Genomic DNA, 17,885 nt, shown 5'->3' on the forward strand with positions numbered 1-17,885 from the left:
CAGGCCCATGGAAACCCTCACATATCGATTCGACGGCACCACCGCCGTGCGCTTTCCCACCGAGGCGGTACTGGTCGGCGTGCTCGCGTCGGGCAACCTCGAAGTGCTGCTGGAACCGGCCGCGCTGGACGGCGCCATGGCGGTCCACATCGTCACCGCTGCCAAGGGCTTCGGCACCATCTGGGCCGCGGTGATCGGCGACTTCGCGCAACGCCATCCGCTGCGTGACGTACAGGTATCGATCAACGATGCCGGCGCCACCCCGGCCGTGGTCAGCCTGCGCCTGGACCAGGCGGTGCAGACCCTGCGCAGTGGAGCCCAGCCATGAGCATCGCCCACCGCCACAGCTATTACGAAGCCGATGCGCGCGAGCGTATCGCCGGCCTGCTCGATGCAGGCTCGTTCAAGGAACTGCTGGGCCCGGTCCGGCGCGCGATGAGCCCGCACCTGGCGCAGCTGGACCAGCCCGCCGCGTTCGACGACGGCATCGTGGTGGGCGACGGCCTGCTGCGCGGCAAGCGCGTGCTGGTGGCCGCACAGCAAGGCCACTTCATGGGCGGCGGCGTGGGCGAGGTGCACGGCGCCAAGCTCACCGGCCTGCTGCGCCGTGCCGCCGAACAGCGCCCCGACGGCGTGCTGCTGCTGCTGGATACCGGCGGCGTGCGACTGCATGAAGCCAATGCCGGGCTGATCGCCATTTCCGAGATCATGCGCGCCACCCTGGCCGCGCGTGCCGCCGGGGTGCCGGTGGTTGCTCTGATCGGCAGCGGCAACGGCGCGTTCGGCGGCATGGGCATCGTGGCGCGCTGCTGCACCACGGTCATCATGTCCGAAGAGGGGCGTTTGTCGCTGTCTGGGCCGGAGGTGATCGAAACAGTGCGCGGCGTGGAAGAGTTCGACGCCCGCGACCGCGCCCTGGTGTGGCGCGTCACCGGCGGCAAGCACCGCTACCTGATCGACCAGGCCCAGGTACTGGTGACCGATGCGATCAGCGCGTTCGCGCAGGCCGCCTTCGATGCACTGGTGCCCGATACCGACAGCACCGACACCGATGCGGCACTGGCCGCCTTGCAGGCCCGCCATGCCGCATTGCAGGCACGGGTGCAGGCCTGGGGCGGCTGCCGGGATGGGCTGGACATCTGGGCGTTGCAGGGCATTGCCGATCCGCAGCAGCTGCCGCTGCTGGAAACCGACGCCTTCCTTGCCGCCACCGCCGCCCGGAGACTGCCATGAGCATGCCCTTGAACACGCTGCTGGATGCGCTGTTCCCGCGCGGGCACGCCGTCGCGGTGAACGATGCGGTGCTGACCGGCAGCGCCAGCACCGACGAAGGCGAGGTGACCGTGATCGGCACCACCGACAAGCTTGAGGTCGGCGTGGACCATGCGCTCACCCTGGCCGCCGCCGTGCTCGCCAGTACCGCCGCCGATCCTCGGCGGCCGATCGTGATGCTGGTCGACACCGCCGGCCAGCGCCTGGCCCGACGCGATGAACTGCTGGGCATCAACGGCTACTTCGCCCACCTGGCGCAGACGCTGGACCTGGCCCGCCGCCGCGGCGCGACGCTGGTCACCCTGGTGTACGGCGAATCGGTGAGCGGTGGGTTCCTGTCCTTCGGCCTGATGGCCGACCACATCCACGCCCTGCCCGACGCACAGGTGCGGGTGATGGACCTGCGCGCCATGGCGCGCGTCACCAAACAACCCCTGGAAAAGCTGCAGGCGCTGAGCCAGAGCTCACCGGTGTTCGCGCCCGGCGTGGAGAACTACGTGGCCATGGGCGCGGTGCACACGGTGTGGGAGCACGACCTGGCCCAGGCCCTGCTGGAAGCGCTGCGCACACCCGCCGACGGCGATCGCCGCGCGGTCCTCGGCGCGCAACGCGGCGGTCGTACCCTGGCCGCGTCGGTCGCTGCGGCGGTGGTGGCCGGCGATGCCTGAGCAGCCTGCCCGCCACACGCTGGTGTGGATGTCCGCGCAGGCCCACTGGCGCGCCGACGTGCCCGCCCAGGACCCGCGCCTGGCCACTTGGTTCGCCCAGGGCTGGCCGGCGGTGGTGGCGCGCCGCGCCGCCGACGATCCCGATCCGCGCGTGCGCCTGGGCGTGCCGCTGCCGCCGAACGAAGGCAAGCAGCGGCTGGCGTTGCGCGTGCCGCTGCAGGACATCGCGCGGCAGCAACCACCGCTGGCGTTGCACGCGCTGATCGCCCGGCCCGACCGCCTGATCAGCGCCGAGTGGTACACGGCGCTGCAGGGACTGGACGCGATCGCACCGGCACGGGTGTTTGGCGCGTTTGCCTGGCAGGCCCTCACCGGGCTGCCCTATGTGCACGCCCAGTCGGACATTGATCTGCTGTGGCAGGTGCACGCGCCGGAAGTGGCCGACCGCCTTGTGCAACGGCTGCAGGCGTGGGAAGTGCGCGAGGGTCGGCGTGTGGATGGCGAGCTGTGCCTGCCCGGCGGCGCGGCGGTGAACTGGCGCGAGTACGCCGGCAGCGCGCGGGAGGTGCTGGTCAAGCGCATCGACGGCGCCATGCTGGCCCCGCGCGACACCTTGTTCGTGCCCGCCGGTGTTGCCGCATGAACGCCGTGGTACAGGCGCATCCCCCGGCGGCTGCACAGGTCGACTGCGCGCGCCTGGGGCGGCTGGCCATCGTCAGCCTGCACGCCGAACTGGCCTGCGCGCCCAAGCCGGGGCTGGTGACGCCGTTCGACTGCGGCAGCCACACCGACATGGACGCCGGCAGCTTCCTGCGCAGCCTGTTCGCGCTGCGCCACTATTTCCGCCACGTGGCCCAGGCCGGCGCTGACAGCGCTCCCTTCTCCGTGTTGCGCGGCCATGGCATCGCCGCCGAAGCGGCGATGCTGCGCGCCACCGGCGGCATCAATACCCATCGCGGCGCGATCTTCAGCCTGGGCCTGCTGGTGGCCGCGGCGGCCGCCTGCCGGCGCGAGCGCCGCGGCGTGATTACCGCCGACGCCGTGTGCGTGGCGGTGCAGCGCTGGGCGCCGGCGCTGGCCGTGGCCCCGCTGGATCCAAACAGCCCCGGCCAACGCGCACGTGCACAGCACGGCATCGCCGGGGTGCGTGAGCAGGCCATCGCCGGCTATCCGCTGCTGCGTGACATCGGCGTGCCCGTGCTGCGGAACGCGCTGGCGGCCGGGCTGCCGCGTGAGGCCGCGCTGTGCCACACCTTGATGCACCTGCTGGCCCACACCGATGACCTCAACCTGCTGCATCGCGGCGGTGCGCAGGGACTGGCGTGGGCACGTGCGCAGGCGGCGAGCTTCATCGCCGACGGCGGCGCCTTTGCACCGCACTGGCGTACCCGCCTGCAGCAGCTTGGCGATGCCTTCGTGGCGCGCCGGCTCAGCCCCGGTGGCAGCGCCGATCTGCTGGCCTGCAGCTGGTTCCTGCTGCAGCAGGAGCGCGTATGAGCCTGGCCCTGCTCTGCCCCGGCCAAGGTGCGCAGCATCCGGCGATGTTCGACCGGGTGCGCGACCTGCCCGTCGCACGCGAGGTGCTCGACACCGCCTCCGCGCTGCTGGGCCGCGATGTCACCGCAGCGGCGGCGGCAGACGATCGGTTCGACAACACGGTGGCCCAGCCGCTGCTCTGCGCGGCCAGCCTGGCGCACTGGCAGGGCCTGCGCGAGCGGTTGCCGCCGCCTGCGCTGGTGGCCGGCTACAGCATCGGTGAACTGGCGGCGCAGTCCATTGCCGGCAGCTTCAGCGCGGCCACCTGCCTGACGCTGGCGTCCCAACGCGCGCAGCTGATGGATGCCGCCAGCCCGCCCGACGCGGGCATGCAGGCGGTGCTTGGCCTGCCGCGTGCCGCTGTCCAGGCGCTGTGCGAGACACACGGCGCGTACATCGCCATTGCCAACGGCGCTGATCATTTCATCCTGGGCGGGCGTCTGCTCGCGCTGCATGCGCTGGCCGCTGCCGCCGTGCAGCAGGGTGCCGAGGTGCGCGTGCTGCCGGTGCATGTGCCGGCCCATACCCCGCTGCTGGCCAGCGCCGCGGACGGCTTCGCCCAGGTACTCGCGCAGGCGCCCTTGCAGGCGCCGCAGCTGCAGGTACTGGCGGGCATCGATGCACGTCCGGTGCGCACGCGTGCCGCGTTGGAACACAGTCTGGCCGCGCAACTGGCGCAGACCATCGAGTGGGCGCAGCTGATGCGCCAGGCATTCGAGCGCGGCGCGCGGGTGTTCCTGCAGCTGGGTCCCGGTACGGCGCTGGCGCGCATGGTGGCCAGCGCGTACCCGTGCTGTGAAGTGCGCGCGGTGGAAGAGTTCCAGCAGCTGGAGGGCGCGGCGGCGTGGGTACATGCCGCGCTGGGCCGGCAGCAATGAAGGTGGGAGTTGCCTGTAGCACGCCGTAACCCGGGATGGCGGGTTTCCATCCTTGCTGTATGCGAGTCAAGTGTCTGGGAGGGCGCATGAGTCCACAAGTCGCAACGATCATCGGCCTGGTGATCATGTTCATCGTCGCCACCGCCCTGCCGATCAACATGGGTGCGGTCGCGTTTGCATTGGCCTTCATCATCGGCGGTGTGTTCGTCGGCATGGAAGGCAAAGAGGTGCTGGGCGGATTCCCCGGGGACCTGTTCCTGACCCTGGTCGGCATCACCTACCTGTTCTCCATCGCCCAGAAGAACGGCACCATCGACCTGCTCGTGCATTGGGCGGTCCGTGCGGTGCGTGGGCGCATCGTGGCCATTCCGTGGGTGATGTTCGTGGTGACCGCCGTGCTCACCGCATTCGGTGCGCTGGGACCGGCCGCGGTGGCGATCATCGGTCCGGTGGCGCTGCGGTTTGCCAAGCAGTACAAGATCAACCCGCTGCTGATGGGCCTGCTGGTCATTCATGGCGCGCAGGCCGGCGGTTTCTCGCCGATCAGCGTGTACGGCAGCATCACCAACGGCGTGGTGCAGAAGGCCGGGCTGGAAGTGACCGAGATGGCGGTGTTCCTGACCAGCCTGGGCTTCAACTTCATGATGGCCACGATCTGCTTCTTCGCTTTCGGCGGCGTGGCGCTGCTGCGGCGCGGTGCGGTGTCGGTAGGCGGTGGCGTGGGTACGGCCGAGCTGGCGATGGCCGGGGGGCCGCAGGCGTCGTCGCGGCAGTTCGCGATTGAAGGCCACGGTGCGCTGGTGTCGGCCGGTGGCGGCACGCTGTCCAACGACCCCGATGCACTGGAGGCGGTGGGCATCACCCGCGAGCGTGTGTTCACCCTGATCGGCCTGCTCGGGCTGGGCGTGGCCGCGCTGATCTACAACCTCAACGTTGGCCTGGTGTCGATCACCGTTGCGGTGGCGCTGGCACTGCTGTCGCCGAAAAGCCAGAAGGGCGCGGTGGACGGCATCAGCTGGTCCACGGTGCTGCTGATCTGCGGCGTGGTCACTTACATCGGCGTGCTGCAGGAAGCCGGCGCGGTCGACTTCATCGGCAACGGCGTATCGCAGATCGGCATTCCGCTGCTGGGCGCGCTGCTGGTCTGCTACGTGGGCGGCATCGTCTCGGCGTTCGCCTCGTCGGCGGCCGTGCTGGGCGCCACCATCCCGCTGGCGGTGCCGTTCCTGATGCAGGGGCACCTGGGGGCGGCGGGCGTGATCTGCGCGCTGGCGGTCTCCTCGACCATCGTGGATGTCAGCCCGTTCTCGACCAACGGTGCGCTGGTGGTGGCCTCGGCCGCCAAGGAAGAGCGTGAATCGCTGTTCCGCCAGTTCCTCATCTACAGCGGCCTGGTGGTCGCCTTTGGCCCGCTGCTGGCCTGGCTGGTGTTCGTGGTGCCGGGCTGGATGTAAGGGCACGTGCTGTCGCCCCCTGACTCAGGGGGCTTTCCGCCCGGAAGCATGCTGTCAGGGCCGGTCAACGAACGGAGGGATTACAATTCCGCATGGCCATTGCTCCCGCACCACGCTCGACCAAGAAACGCGCCCCGCTGTACGAAGAGGTGGCCGAGCACGTGCGCGAGCGCATCTACGACTACCGCCTGCCCCCGGGCGAGTGGATCGACGAGCCGGCGCTGTGCGAAGAACTGGGCATCAGCCGCACCCCCCTGCGCGAGGCGTTGAAGCTGCTGGCCGCCGAAGGCCTGGTGCAGATCGATGCCGGGCGTGGGTGCCGGGTGACCCGGTTAACCCTGGAAGACCTGAACCAGCTGTTCCCGGTGATGGCGATGCTGGAAGGCCGCTGCGCCCACGAAGCCGTCAAACATATCGACGATGCGGGCGTGCAACTGCTGGAAGAGCTGCATGCAGCCATGGAGGCCGCGGCCGCCGAGGGCAACATTGCCGAGTACTACCGCAACAACTACCGCATCCACGAGACCGTGCAGCACTACGCCGGCAACCCGTGGCTGATCCGCATCACCCATGACCTGCACCGCATCCTGAAGATGCACCGCGGCCGCCAGCTGCTGGCACCGGGTCGCACCGCGCAATCGCTGGCCGAACACCGTGAATTGCTGGCGTGCTTCCGTGAGCGCGATGCCGAGGCGGCCGAACGCACCATGGAACGCCACCTGCTCAGCCAGGGCCAGGCGCTGGCCGCCTACGTCGCCTCGGGCGGCCTGCTGAACGTACCCGCCCCACTGCCCACCGAGGGTGGGACCTGACCCCCCGGTAGTGCCGGCCGCTGGCCGGCTCCCCGCAGACCCGCCTCCCCGGTAGTGCCGGCCGCTGGCCGGCTCCTCGCAAATCCACCTCACCGGTAGTGCCGGCCGCTGGCCGGCTCCTCGCGATCCAACATGGTGCAGAGCCGGCCAGCGGCCGGCACTACCAGTGCGCGCGATGTTCGGGGGTGCGCGCGGTGTTCCGGGGTGCATTGCGGTGTACCGACCAACGGTCGGTACCTACTCGGGTGTGCGCGGCGGACGGGTTTCGCGCAGGGTCCACATCACCGGCAACACCAGCAGCGCCACCACGGCGATCATCGCGCCGGGCACGGCGGCCCAGCCGGTGTGGCGCACCAGCAGCTCGGCCAGCAGCGGGGTGGCGCCGCCGAAGAACGCGGTGGCCATGGTGACCCCCAGCGCCAAACCGCTGAGGCGGCCCTCGCCGGGAAACTGTTCGGCGGTGGCCGGTGCAGCCACCGCGCTCACGCCACCGGCCAGACAGGCCAGCACCACCGCCGCGCCGCCAATCAACCAGGTATTGCCCCCGGCCATCAGGCTGAACATGCTCAACGGCAGCAACGCCGACAACAGCGCCAGGGCGATCAATACCGGTCGCCGCCCGATTCGATCAGACAATGCGCCGGCCAGCGGGGTCACCACGATCACCGCCACCGCGGCCACCGTGGACAGCCACAGCGCCTCCGATTCCCCCACCTCACCGGCCGATCCCAGGAACGCCGGCACGTAGGTGATGCCCACGTAATAGGTGATCGAGCCGAGTGCGGAAATCGCGAAGGTGCGGGCCACCGCGCCCCGGTGGTAACGCCAGGTGTCGCGGATCGGCGAGGTGGGCACGGTGCCGGCCGCCTGTTGCCGCTCGAACTCGGGCGATTCGTGCATGGTCGAGCGTGCCAGCAGGATCGCCCCGGCCAATGCCGCGCCGACGAAGAACGGAATGCGCCAGCCCCACCCGTCCAGCTGCGCGGTGCTCAACACCGCCACGGTCAAGGCTGACAGCGCCACCGCCAGCAACGCACCGACCTCGCTGGCCGCCGATGCCAACGAAGTGACCAGGCCACGCCGGCGGGCGGGCGCGGTCTCCAGCAGGTAGGCCACCACGCCGGTGTACTCGCCGCCCACCGAAAACGCCATCAGGCAGCGCAGCAGCAACAGCAGCACCCCGGCGCTGGCGCCGATGCTGTCGAAGGTGGGCAGCAGCGCGGTGGCCAGCATCGCCAGGGTCATCAGCAGCATCGAGGCCAGCAGCATGTAGCGCCGCCCGAAGCGATCGCCGAGGTGGCCAAAGCACAGCGCGCCCAGCGGACGCATCAGGTAGGACACCGCAAACCCCGCCAGCGTGGCCAGCAGGGCGTTGTCGCCGCCGCCAAAAAACACCCGCGACAGAACCGTGGCCAGGTACAGGTACAAGGTGAAGTCGTACCACTCCACCACGGTCGACAACCCGGCCACGATCATCGAACGGGTACGCGCCGGGGCCGGCGACGGCGCGCTCACCGGCACCGCCAACGCGCGGGTGCGCTGTCGACACGACAGCGGGACAGACTCAACGGCATCACGACTCCCACCTGCACTGGAATGCCGCCGAGCCTACGATATGCGACCGCGCAGCAGGCTCACGCAGTCACCACATCGCGACCGCGCAGAAGCCGCCGGATTGCCTCACGCCGCCTGGGAGGCCGCCTCGCGCGTGTAGCGCAGCAGCCGCCCGCGCCCCGGCGCATCGCCTTCGTCATCAAACAAGCCGTAGGCCTCGTCCACGGTGTAGCCCTGCGCGGCCATGGCACGCGAGAACGACCCCACGTTGCCGCGCCCCGGATCGGTGAGCAGCAGTTCGGCGGTGGGCCGTGCGTGGCGCTCCATCATGCGGGCGATCTGCAGCGCGTGGCCGCGCTCGTACAGCACGTCGCTGCCGATGATCAGATCGAAGCGACCGAGTGTCGTATCTGGCAGTTCCCACGGCAGATCGCGGTAGTGCAGCGCGGGCAGGTCATTGAGCCCGGCGTTGTAGGCCAGGAACGATTCGGCCAGCGGGTGGTGGTCGCTCGCCACCACGTCGGCGCCGCGATGGGCCAGCACCAGGCTGGCCAGACCGAGCCCGCAGCCCAGTTCCAGCACGCGTTTGCCGGCCACGTCGAAGCTGTGCATCGTTTCGGCCAGCACGCGACCGGCCGGCCAGATCTGGCCGAACAGGCTCCACAACGAGGAATGGATGCCGGCGCGCTGGGCGCGACCGGTGGGATCGGCGAACTGTTGCAGATCACTGAGCGCGCGGATACGGAAGTCGTGACCACCGACCGGGATGGTGAGAATGCGGGTGGTATAGCCCGGCATGTGCGCTCCGTTGGACACGGGGAGCACGGCGGCCCTGTTGGACGCCGTACCCGAAAAGTGGAGCGAAGCGGGCGGTCAGGTGCAGACCGCGCAGGACGCGCGTAATGGCGTGTGACGCAGCCATCCTACAGCAGCCTGCCCACCGGCAGTTTCACCCGTCTGATGCCTTCTACGGCGGCCCAGACGCCCGTTGTGTCAGTACTTCACCTGGCAGTTGGGGCAGAAGAAGGTCCGCCGCTTGCTGCGCCCCGGGTAGGTCTTGGATAGCGGCCCGCCACAGCACGGACACGTCCGTCTGGTGTGCACCTGCCAGTGCTGGCGCAGCGTGCCGGCCTTCTTCCAGGCTAGGAAGGCCTGGCTGTAGGTGCGCGCGTCGGCGATCACCTTGCCCAACGTGCGCGGCGGGATGCTGCCCACCGTCGATTCGGGATGCACGCGGGTGCGGAACAGCACTTCGTTCTTGATGATGTTGCCGACCCCGGCAAAGATCGCCTGGTCCAGCAGCGCATCGCAGATCAGGGTGTCCGGCTGCTGCTTGAGCCGGCGCCGGGCCAGGCGCGGATCCCAGTCCGGCGAGAGCACGTCGCCACGCCAGTCGTAGGTGTCCTCCAGCGGTCCTTCGATGTACTTCAGCGACGAGGCGTAGATGTTCAACTCGCCGTTGTCGAACTGCAGCGACACGCGCGGCGGTGAGGGCTTGCGTTCGTCGATGCGGTAGCTGCCGAACATCAGCATGTGCACGCGCAGGCTGAAGCCGCTGAACTGAATCAGGAAGTGCTTGCCCCAGCTGCGCAGCGCCAGCACCCGCCGCCCTTCCATGCGGGTGAGGTCCAGGCTGCTGTTGCCCAGTGCGCGGCGCACGGTCTTGCCGCGGAACTTGGCGGTGGCTTCGCGCAGAATGACGATGGAGGGACCTTCAGGCATGCGTGGCGATCTCCTTCAGGCGCAGGGCATTGGCGATCGCAAAGCCATGGGCGGTGTTGTCGAAGATCACCCATGGTGCCTGTGCCTGTCCTGGCTGCTGCACGACCTGTGTCGCCAGTTGGGCCAATGCGGCATCGGAGTAATCGCTGTAATACATGCGCGGCGAACCGTGCCAGCGCCAGTAGTGCCATCCCCGCGCGCCACCCGGAAGCGCGCCGGCGGCAACGCGCGCCGGATCCACTGCAGCCCGGGAAATCGCGTGCCGCTGCAACAGCACATCGGCCTGCGTGCTGAACCAGCTGGCATGGCGGGGCTCGCAGACCACGGGCGCCGGGGTGCGTCGACGCAGCGCGCGGAAAAAGCTCCCGGCGCGGCGCGTGTCCAGTACCAGCGATGGCGGCAACTGCAGCAGCAAGGCGCCCAGCGTGCGCCCCAGTCCGCCCACCTCGTCGAGGAAGCGGTCCAGCAGTGGGCCCACGCCGACCAGTCCCGAATCGTGCGAGATGGTCCGGGGCAACTTTACCGAGAAGCGAAAGTTGGCCGGTACGGTGGCCGCCCAGCGCGCGTAGGTCGTGCGTTGGTGCGGCCGGTAGAACGAGGAGTTGATCTCCACCACGTCGAAGCGCGTGGCATAGCGCGCCAGCAGGCTGTCGCCGGGCCCGAAGTGCGTGGCGTAGCGGCTGGGGATCGACCAGCCGGCACACCCGATCTTCGGCATACGCGACGCGGCCATGCGGGACTCCTTCAGCGCAGGATTTCGCCCTGGTCTTCCCCATCCCAGTAGTGGATACGCGCCGCAGCCACCTGGATCAGGACCAGCCCAGGACTGTCCACGCCCTGCTCGAACCAGCGCTCCAGATCTTTCACCCAGTGCTGCTGCATCACCGCCTTGTCGCGGATCAGGGTCGCCCTGCCCTGCACTGCCACGAACAGCGGCGGCTTGCCCAGCAGCGACTTGCTGCCGGTGAAGCTCAGCGCCACCTTCGGGTCGTGCGTGATCTCGCGGACCATGTCGGTGTCTTCGGTGGTGAAGAACCAGCTGTCGCCGTCATAGTCCACATCACCGTTGTTACTCATCGGCCGCGCCGCGATCTCGCCGCTGTCGGCATGGGTCTGCAGCATGGTGAAGTCGATGTTGGCCATCTTCTTGGCCAGTTCGGGCAGGGTCAGCGTGGTCATGATGCATCCGGGTTGGGGACAGGCTGCCAGCGTCGGCGCGCCGCGGTGACCGCGCCGTGCACAGTCCCTGTCATACCCTTCACGCGCGGGCGCGGGCGCTCAGTTCCGGAGCAAGGCGAGAATGGCCTGACGCTCCTCCGGTGAGCGCTGGAAACCGATCGGATACACCGGCGCATGCTGCGGGCCGACCAGCAGAAAGATGCCGCGTGATCCCACCAGTTCTTCCTGCATCGTGCCCAGACGGTAGTGCCACATCTTCCATAGCGGCACGGTCACCGCAACGGGTATGGCACCGTCGCGCGGCGACAATACTTCACTGATCTCCAGTTGCAGGCGCATCTGGTTGGATTCGCCGGGACCGGTACGCGCGTCAGGGGCAAGGACGAGCACTCCACGCGCATTGACCATGTCCACCGCGCGGATGGTGGCCACCACGATGTGGTCCGACTCTGCGACCATCTCCTCCAGGGACTTCGGCACTATGGAGGTCGCCGAGGCTGGAAATGCGCACAGTACGATGATCAGGCTCCACAGGTATTTCATGTCTGATTCCTGGTTGGACGAGGATCGGGAGAGAACGCCTGCGCTACATTCACCGGGCAGGCGACGCACAACGCCAGGCCGAGAACCGCAGAGCAGCACGATATCGGATTGCGCACCCGCCTTCCCCCCGCTTCGGGCTGATTATGCGCGAATGGGGTCGCAGCCACGCATGTGAACTGACCCCACAAAGTTGGACAGTGGGATCTAGGTACCGAAGGCTTGGATCCGGAATTGAACCGGGCTCTGGCCATTCAGTTTGAGCTTGATGCGCTGGTGATTGTAGTACCGGATGTAGTGGTCCAGTCCGCGTTTGAGCTGGTCAATGCTGGTGAAGCGCTTGAGATGGAAGAATTCCGATTTCAGGGTGCCAAAGAAGCTCTCCATGGCGGCATTGTCCAGGCAATTGCCCTTGCGCGACATGCTCTGCGTGACGGCCTGTTTTTTCAGCAGGTGCTGATATGTCCGGTGCTGGTACTGCCAACCCTGATCTGAGTGAAGAAGTGGCTTTTCACCGGACTTCAGTCGCAAGAAGGCCTTGCCGAGCATGGCTGTGACCATATCCAGCAATGGGCGTGTGTTTGTCTGGTAGGCCACGATTTCGCCGTTGTACAAGTCCATGATCGGCGACAGATAGAGCTTTTTCCCGCCCACCCTGAACTCCGTGACGTCGGTAACCCACTTTTGATTAGGACGTGAAGCATGAAATTCGCGTTGAAGGGTGTTCGGGGCAACCGCGCCCACCGCGCCGCGGTATGAGGTGTACTTTTTCACCCGCACCACCGATTTGAGGCCCATCAACCCCATCAGACGTTGGACGACCTTGCGATTGATCAGCTCGCCGGCCTGGCGCAGTTCATCGGCAATGCGTCGGTAGCCATATAGGCCTTCATGGCGACGGTAGATTGCCTTGATGCGGCGCTTCAACCCGGCCTGATGGTCAGGCCGGGAGATGGCCTGAGTCTGGTAATAGAACGTGCTGCGAGATAGCGCTGCCGCTTTGAGCAAAAGCGACAGTCGGTGATGCTGCCTCAATCCTTGGACGGCTTGCGCTGTAATGCGCGCTTGGCCGCCTGCTCTTCCTGGATCAAGGCATCGAGTTTTTTTAGGAAGGCATTCTCCGCGCGCAGATACTCCACCTCCTTGAGCAGCTGATCGTGCGTGAGATCCTTGGCAGGCTGGGAGGTCGCGGGCTTTTTTCTCATTCGGAATCGATCACGAGTGGGCGTCAGTGCGCCGATACCACCCGAATCATACTGCCGCTGCCAACGGGGGATGACGCCGGGTCCAGCAATCCCGAAGATTGCCATGGCCTGACGTACCGAAAGGCCATCACGGCTCATCCGCGCCAGAACCGACACCTTGAACTGGTCGGTGTAGCGCCCAGCATCGATCAGGAAGCTGTCCTGTCCATGGTGGCGGTAAGCAGCGATCCACCGATGGACCATTGATGGATCCAGCCCATGCCGCGCGGCTACAGCCCTCACCGGGAGGGTGCCTGCGGCACCCTCCCGGGCGACCTTGAGTTTGAAACACCTGTCGTACTTCGTCATGAACACCCCGGCTATTGAATGGGTGTCCAACTTCCGGGGGTCAGTTCAATGGCGTGGCTCTACCGGAGGAAGGTGTCGATGAACACGGGGTTGGCGTAGAACCACAGGTCCTGCCACGGGTCTTCACCCTTCAGGTCGGCCAGCGGGGTGGGCTCGGCCGTGTTGCTGCCGCGGGCGCGCACGAAGCCACCGTTGGCAGGCACCGGCAACGTCCAGGTCACGCTGTACCACTGGCCGTCGCGCTGCCAGTCGGCGGCGGTGAAACGGCGGGTCAGCATCTGTGGCCCGCCGTCGCCCGGGCTGCCCACGATCAGCTGAAGGTGTTGCAACGCAGGGCGCTGGCCCACCGCGTTGGCGACGGTGGGCTGATGCACGCGCAGCTGCACCCGCATGCGCGCGCCGCGCTTCATCGGCAGCGTATCGCCCATGCGGCCGACCGGGCCGCTGCCGTCGTCCGCCTGTACCTGCAGGTCCAGCGCATCGATCAGGTCGCCGGTGACCGCGAACGTGCGGCCGCCGCGCAGCCCGTCCAGCACGTCATCGGCAACCGGTCGCGCCCACACGTAGGTCTTGCTGTACTCGCCCGGATCGAAGTCGCTGCCGCCGTCGCGCTGGTTCACGTGCGAATCGGAACTGGCGGTGACCCAGAAGCGGCGTCCCTCGGCAAGCAGCTGGTCCCATACGCCCCCCACCGTGGCGGTCATCTGGTCGAAGCCACCGAAGGTGGGCGCGGCGCCGTTGCGGTACAGGCCACGCTCGTCGCGCGTGGCCTGGTGACCGGGTGCACCTTCCATGCCGACCAGCAGCTGCGGCGCCGCATCGTGCCAGCTGCGCAGCTCCTGCGGGGCAACCTCGCCCCACTGCCCGACGCCAGTTGCAGTACGCGACGGATGGTTGATCAGCATCAGTGGCAATGGCGAGAGCGTGCGCAGGTGCGACAGCGCGGCCAGCATGTCCTGCTGGGTATTACGGCTGCCGTCGACCAACGGCTCGCCGCGGCTGAAATCCCGCTCCACCGTGACCAGCTGGTCGCGCTCGTCCGGCCCCGGCGCAATGATCAGCGACGCGTGCTCACCGGCCGGTACGTCGAACTCCATGCCATTGAACTGGATCAGGCCCGGCACGTCGGCGCGCGCCTGCAGCAACGCCGGGTAAGCATGGTCCCGGGTCACCGCCGAGTGGCCCGGCCCACCATGGTCGGTATGCACCACCCAGCGCAGCCCGAAGGCCTGTGCCTGCACGGCGTTGCGGCTGCGGGTGTAAGACGAATCGCCGCCGCGGATCGGCGTGGGCGGGGTGGTGCTGCGGTCCCAGTCCACGCTCCACTCGCTGTGTACGTGGTGGTCGCCGGCCAACCAATGGCGGCCGTCGTCCGGCGCGATGGAGGGAACGGCGGCCGGCGCCGGGCCGGCCGCAAGCAGTGCGGCCAGCAGAATCAATTCACGCATGGGTGTCCTTGTTCGTGTAAGCCGGCACGCGCGCGGCCGAGCGCGTCGGCCGCGCGTGCAGGGCATGCGGCGGTCAGAAGTCGGCGCGCAGGCCCAGGCTGATGCGACGACCGGATGCTTCGTACATGGTCGGGAACGATGGATCCATGGTGTAGCCGCTGGTGATCTCGTTGGTCAGGTTGATGCCTTTCAGACTGACCTTGAGGGTGTCGGTGATGCGGTAACCGATCGATACATCCAGCTGGCCGTAGGCATCGCGCCAGATCGGGTACATGTCATAACCGATCGATTCGACGTACTCGTCCTTGTGGTTGTACGACACCCGGGCGTCGAAGCGGCTGTTCTCGTAGTACGCCGTAAGGTTCCAGGTTTTCTCCGACAGGCCCGGCATCGGCGTGCGGATGCCCAGCGAGGACTCGCCCGCCAGCGAGCTGTCGAGCATGGTGTAGTTGGCGTTGATGCCGAAGCCATCCAGCAGCGGGTGGAACATGCCCAGCGGCAGCTGCGCCACCAGCTCCACGCCATCCACCTGGTAGGCCCCCTTGGCGTTGACCGGCTGGTACACGTCGAAATCGTAGATGCCGTTGAGGCTGCCGTTGGCGTTGTACACCGCCACGTCGGGCACGATGCCGGTGAAGGAGTTGATCACCACGCCGTCGATGTTCTTGCGGAAGTACGAGGCGGCCAGCAGGGCACCGTTGTCCAGGTACTGTTCCAGGCCCACTTCCCACTGCTTGGCGTAGGTGGGCTTGAGGTCCGGGTTGCCGTCGGTGAAGCGGAACGAGCTCCAGCTGGCGGTGCGCTTGTAGGCGATGTCGGTCAGCGCCGGGCGCATCATGGTCTTGGACGCCGCCGCGCGCAGCAGCAGTCCATGGGCCAGCTCGGCGGTCATGTTCAGGCTGGGCAGCAGGTCGTCATAGCTGCCGTCCTTGGACACCGGGGTGTCGGTGTAGCCGGTGCTGCCGTCGGGGCGCTGGATGGGGTGGTAGCCGAACGAGGTGACCGCAGTGTCCACGTAACGCACGCCTGCATTGGCGGTGACCGGGACGCTGCCGATGTCGAAGGCCAAATCGGTCATCGCATACAGGCTGGTGACCTTCTCATCCACCTGGTAGTACTGCCCTGCATCGAAGGGGGTGTGGAAACCGGGGTAGCGGAAGGCGCTGCGTGCGTAGTCGTTGGAGACCTGCTGCCAGTCGAGGTCCTTGATGGAGTAGTCACCGCCGGGAACGATGTCGCTGATCCACTGCAGCGGGCTGTCGGCCAGGGTGCGCTTGTTCACCCAGGCGCTGTCGCCGGCGGCGGGACCGGTGATCTTCAGCTCACCGTACTGCCGCTGCTTGGACTTGTCGGTGTAGCGTGCGCCGAACGTCACGCTGTGCAGCGCGGGCAGGAAGGCCAGGTCGAGCATGCGGGTGACATTGACCTGGGCGGCGTACTTGTCGTCCTTGACCTTCTCCAGCGTGGTTTCGTAGGCCTCGAACAGGTACTTGTCCGGCGAGTTGTACATGTCAAAGCCGTTGGACGCGGCGCTGGGAACGGTCTCGCCGCTGCGCCCGGTCCATCGGGTCCGCGACGGTGCGTACGCCACATGCTTGAGGTTGGAAAAATCGGAGGTCTTCTCGGCGCCGGAGAAGCCGGCCATCGCATCGACGTGCCAGTCCTCGCCCTTCCAGTCCAGCGCCACGCTGTACTGACTGTAGTCGGTCTTGTTGATCCGTTCCTTGCTCAGCATCTCGTGCTGGGTGGCGGTGTAGGACACATCACGCAGCACCACCATGCCGTACTCGGACAGGGTGGTGGCATCGTAATCGTGGATGGTATCGAGCGTGCTGCGGCTGGAGGCCGAGTACGCGGCGGCGTCGTACTCGTCTTCGGTGGTGTCGTAGCCGCCCAGCATGGCGTCGAAGGTAACGCTGAAGGTGCTGCTGGGCTGGTACTGCAGCGACGCGGTGGCGCCCCACTTGTCCTGCTCGTTGAGGTAGACACGATCGCCCACCTTGTCCTGGAACACGATCAGATTGGTTTCATCGGTGTTGGTGCGGTTCTGCACGTTCACCCCGGCGTCGCGCGCCAGTACTGCCGCCGCCTGCGTGCCGCGCGTGCCGGACGCGCCGAGGAAGCGCGACATCGGGCGGAAGTTGATGCCCGAGGTGGAATCGGTGCGGTTGGTGCGCTTGGCCTTGGAGAAGGACACCAGCCCGCCCCAGTCGCCCCAGGTATCGGCGGCCAGGAAGGCAAACCGCGGGTCGACCTCTTCGGAGATGCTGTTGTGCGCCCCCTCGGCCGACAGCACCAGCTTGCGTTCCTTGTAGTCGAACGGCCGCGCGGTGGAGATTTTCACAGCGCCGGCAATGCCACCTTCCTCGTCGGCGGCGGTCGGTGACTTCTGCACCGTGACCTGCTGGATGATCTCCGAGGCGAACATGTCGAACTCGACGTCACGCCCGCCACTGCCCGAGGCGGTGGCCAGGTCGTTGATCGACACCAGCGTGTACTCCGACGGCAACCCGCGCACGTTGACCTTCGTGCCGAGCCCCTTGCTGCGCTCGATGGTCACGCCCGGCACGCGCTGCAGCGCTTCGGCCAGGTTCTGCTCGGGAAAGTCGGCCACGTCGGTGGCCACGATCGAATCGGAGAAGCCGATGTTGGCGCGCTTGAGGTCCACCGCCTGTTCCAGGCTGCGGCTGTAGCTGCCGGTGACCTGGATGGTTTCCAGATTCTGCGCGCCCATGCCTTCCGCAGTGGGTGCCATCGGCGTGGCCGCGGCCAGTGACGGTGCAGCCGCGTCCGGCAGGGACGAGGTTGGCGTGCCGCCGGAGTCCGCTTCGATGGTGACCGTGGTCGCATTGAGATAGCGGTAGCGCAGCCCGGTGCCCGACAGCAGCCGGGCCAGTGCCGCATCGGCCGACAGCCCGGCCTGCACGCCGGGGGAGCGCGGGTTGCCCGCCACCTGCGCGCTGTACACGAACTGCAGGCCGGTCTGCCGCGACAGGGCGTTCAGTGCGCTGTCCAGCGGCTGGGCGGCAATGGCCTGCGTGGCAGCACGGGCGGGTTCGGCGGCGGCGGTGCCGGCGGCTGCCTGCAGGGCAAGGGCGATCGAGAGGAACAGAGTGCGACGCATCGTGGAATCCAGTCTGGGAATGGCGGTGGCGCGCAACGGGATCGTTCGCGCATGCCCTGACTACGACGGTGCACAGCGCGGATCGGGCACCGCTTTCTTGATGAATTTTTTCTGACAGCGTGCTGGCCGTACGTGCCGCGCTACT

The 17,885-nt window shown here is 67.5% G+C and carries 17 protein-coding genes; 8 read left to right on the forward strand and 9 right to left on the reverse strand.

Features of this window, described 5'->3' with window-relative positions:
• Window positions 1-7: 7 nt before the first annotated feature.
• From mdcC to DX03_RS14285, 8 genes are all read left to right on the forward strand, one after another.
• Entirely contained in the window at window positions 8-328 is a 321-nt protein-coding gene (gene mdcC / locus DX03_RS14250) for a malonate decarboxylase acyl carrier protein (RefSeq protein ID WP_038689767.1), read from the forward strand.
• A complete protein-coding gene (locus DX03_RS14255) occupies window positions 325-1,233 on the forward strand; it encodes a biotin-independent malonate decarboxylase subunit beta (RefSeq protein WP_038689769.1) in 909 nt (302 codons plus the stop codon). The genes mdcC and DX03_RS14255 overlap by 4 nt, the downstream gene beginning before the upstream one ends.
• Window positions 1,234-1,235: 2 nt before the next feature.
• Window positions 1,236-1,940, forward strand: coding sequence for a biotin-independent malonate decarboxylase subunit gamma (mdcE, locus tag DX03_RS14260; RefSeq protein ID WP_038692426.1), 705 nt, complete (start codon window positions 1,236-1,238; stop codon window positions 1,938-1,940).
• Entirely contained in the window at window positions 1,933-2,583 is a 651-nt protein-coding gene (mdcG, locus tag DX03_RS14265; RefSeq protein ID WP_038689771.1) for a malonate decarboxylase holo-[acyl-carrier-protein] synthase, read from the forward strand. The genes mdcE and mdcG overlap by 8 nt, the downstream gene beginning before the upstream one ends.
• A complete protein-coding gene (mdcB, locus tag DX03_RS14270; protein WP_038689774.1) occupies window positions 2,580-3,437 on the forward strand; it encodes a triphosphoribosyl-dephospho-CoA synthase MdcB in 858 nt (285 codons plus the stop codon). Before mdcG ends, mdcB begins: the two co-directional genes overlap by 4 nt.
• Window positions 3,434-4,354, forward strand: coding sequence for a malonate decarboxylase subunit epsilon (gene mdcH / locus DX03_RS14275; RefSeq protein ID WP_038689775.1), 921 nt, complete (start codon window positions 3,434-3,436; stop codon window positions 4,352-4,354). Before mdcB ends, mdcH begins: the two co-directional genes overlap by 4 nt.
• 86 nt (window positions 4,355-4,440) lie before the next feature.
• The gene (locus DX03_RS14280; protein ID WP_038689777.1) at window positions 4,441-5,808 is read left to right on the forward strand and encodes an SLC13 family permease; all 1,368 of its coding nucleotides are present in this window, start codon (window positions 4,441-4,443) and stop codon (window positions 5,806-5,808) included.
• Between the two features lie 92 nt (window positions 5,809-5,900).
• On the forward strand, window positions 5,901-6,620 hold the full coding sequence (locus DX03_RS14285; RefSeq protein ID WP_038689779.1) for a GntR family transcriptional regulator: 720 nt from the start codon (window positions 5,901-5,903) through the stop codon (window positions 6,618-6,620).
• Window positions 6,621-6,857: 237 nt separating this feature from the next.
• Here DX03_RS14285 and DX03_RS14290 read toward each other — a convergent pair whose 3' ends face one another.
• From DX03_RS14290 to DX03_RS14335, 9 genes are all read right to left on the reverse strand, one after another.
• Window positions 6,858-8,096 (reverse strand): MFS transporter, encoded by a 1,239-nt coding sequence (locus tag DX03_RS14290; protein ID WP_038692427.1) that lies wholly within the window; start codon window positions 8,094-8,096, stop codon window positions 6,858-6,860.
• 204 nt (window positions 8,097-8,300) lie between these two features.
• On the reverse strand, window positions 8,301-8,972 hold the full coding sequence (locus tag DX03_RS14295) for a class I SAM-dependent methyltransferase (protein ID WP_038689782.1): 672 nt from the start codon (window positions 8,970-8,972) through the stop codon (window positions 8,301-8,303).
• Between the two features lie 195 nt (window positions 8,973-9,167).
• The gene (locus DX03_RS14300) at window positions 9,168-9,896 is read right to left on the reverse strand and encodes a DNA-formamidopyrimidine glycosylase family protein (RefSeq protein WP_038689784.1); all 729 of its coding nucleotides are present in this window, start codon (window positions 9,894-9,896) and stop codon (window positions 9,168-9,170) included.
• Window positions 9,889-10,629 (reverse strand): DUF72 domain-containing protein, encoded by a 741-nt coding sequence (locus tag DX03_RS14305; protein ID WP_038689786.1) that lies wholly within the window; start codon window positions 10,627-10,629, stop codon window positions 9,889-9,891. Before DX03_RS14305 ends, DX03_RS14300 begins: the two co-directional genes overlap by 8 nt.
• An 11-nt stretch (window positions 10,630-10,640) precedes the next feature.
• Complete coding sequence (locus DX03_RS14310) at window positions 10,641-11,075, reverse strand: pyridoxamine 5'-phosphate oxidase family protein (RefSeq protein WP_038689788.1); 435 nt, start codon at window positions 11,073-11,075, stop codon at window positions 10,641-10,643.
• 99 nt (window positions 11,076-11,174) lie between these two features.
• A complete protein-coding gene (locus DX03_RS14315; RefSeq protein ID WP_038689790.1) occupies window positions 11,175-11,618 on the reverse strand; it encodes a hypothetical protein in 444 nt (147 codons plus the stop codon).
• 204 nt (window positions 11,619-11,822) lie between these two features.
• A protein-coding gene (locus DX03_RS20760; protein ID WP_425598280.1) for an IS3 family transposase occupies window positions 11,823-13,168 on the reverse strand; the annotation gives its coding sequence in 2 pieces (ribosomal slippage) (window positions 11,823-12,715 and window positions 12,715-13,168; 1,347 coding nt in all).
• A gap of 59 nt (window positions 13,169-13,227) precedes the next feature.
• Window positions 13,228-14,616, reverse strand: coding sequence for a CehA/McbA family metallohydrolase domain-containing protein (locus tag DX03_RS14330; RefSeq protein ID WP_038689792.1), 1,389 nt, complete (start codon window positions 14,614-14,616; stop codon window positions 13,228-13,230).
• Between the two features lie 73 nt (window positions 14,617-14,689).
• Window positions 14,690-17,740: a TonB-dependent receptor gene (locus DX03_RS14335; RefSeq protein WP_038689794.1), complete on the reverse strand. Its 3,051-nt coding sequence runs from the start codon at window positions 17,738-17,740 to the stop codon at window positions 14,690-14,692.
• Between the last annotated feature and the right edge of the window lie 145 nt (window positions 17,741-17,885).

The sequence above is a fragment of the Stenotrophomonas rhizophila genome (assembly GCF_000661955.1).
In the GTDB taxonomy this organism is placed as follows: domain Bacteria; phylum Pseudomonadota; class Gammaproteobacteria; order Xanthomonadales; family Xanthomonadaceae; genus Stenotrophomonas; species Stenotrophomonas rhizophila.

Coding starts and splice junctions, on each gene's coding strand:
- mdcC (WP_038689767.1), top strand. CDS start 8: ATGGAAACCCTCACATATCGATTCGACGGCACCACCGCCGTGCGCTTT.
- DX03_RS14255 (WP_038689769.1), top strand. CDS start 325: ATGAGCATCGCCCACCGCCACAGCTATTACGAAGCCGATGCGCGCGAG.
- mdcE (WP_038692426.1), top strand. CDS start 1,236: ATGCCCTTGAACACGCTGCTGGATGCGCTGTTCCCGCGCGGGCACGCC.
- mdcG (WP_038689771.1), top strand. CDS start 1,933: ATGCCTGAGCAGCCTGCCCGCCACACGCTGGTGTGGATGTCCGCGCAG.
- mdcB (WP_038689774.1), top strand. CDS start 2,580: ATGAACGCCGTGGTACAGGCGCATCCCCCGGCGGCTGCACAGGTCGAC.
- mdcH (WP_038689775.1), top strand. CDS start 3,434: ATGAGCCTGGCCCTGCTCTGCCCCGGCCAAGGTGCGCAGCATCCGGCG.
- DX03_RS14280 (WP_038689777.1), top strand. CDS start 4,441: ATGAGTCCACAAGTCGCAACGATCATCGGCCTGGTGATCATGTTCATC.
- DX03_RS14285 (WP_038689779.1), top strand. CDS start 5,901: ATGGCCATTGCTCCCGCACCACGCTCGACCAAGAAACGCGCCCCGCTG.
- DX03_RS14290 (WP_038692427.1), bottom strand. CDS start 8,096: ATGATCGTGGCCGGGTTGTCGACCGTGGTGGAGTGGTACGACTTCACC.
- DX03_RS14295 (WP_038689782.1), bottom strand. CDS start 8,972: ATGCCGGGCTATACCACCCGCATTCTCACCATCCCGGTCGGTGGTCAC.
- DX03_RS14300 (WP_038689784.1), bottom strand. CDS start 9,896: ATGCCTGAAGGTCCCTCCATCGTCATTCTGCGCGAAGCCACCGCCAAG.
- DX03_RS14305 (WP_038689786.1), bottom strand. CDS start 10,629: ATGGCCGCGTCGCGTATGCCGAAGATCGGGTGTGCCGGCTGGTCGATC.
- DX03_RS14310 (WP_038689788.1), bottom strand. CDS start 11,075: ATGACCACGCTGACCCTGCCCGAACTGGCCAAGAAGATGGCCAACATC.
- DX03_RS14315 (WP_038689790.1), bottom strand. CDS start 11,618: ATGAAATACCTGTGGAGCCTGATCATCGTACTGTGCGCATTTCCAGCC.
- DX03_RS14330 (WP_038689792.1), bottom strand. CDS start 14,616: ATGCGTGAATTGATTCTGCTGGCCGCACTGCTTGCGGCCGGCCCGGCG.
- DX03_RS14335 (WP_038689794.1), bottom strand. CDS start 17,740: ATGCGTCGCACTCTGTTCCTCTCGATCGCCCTTGCCCTGCAGGCAGCC.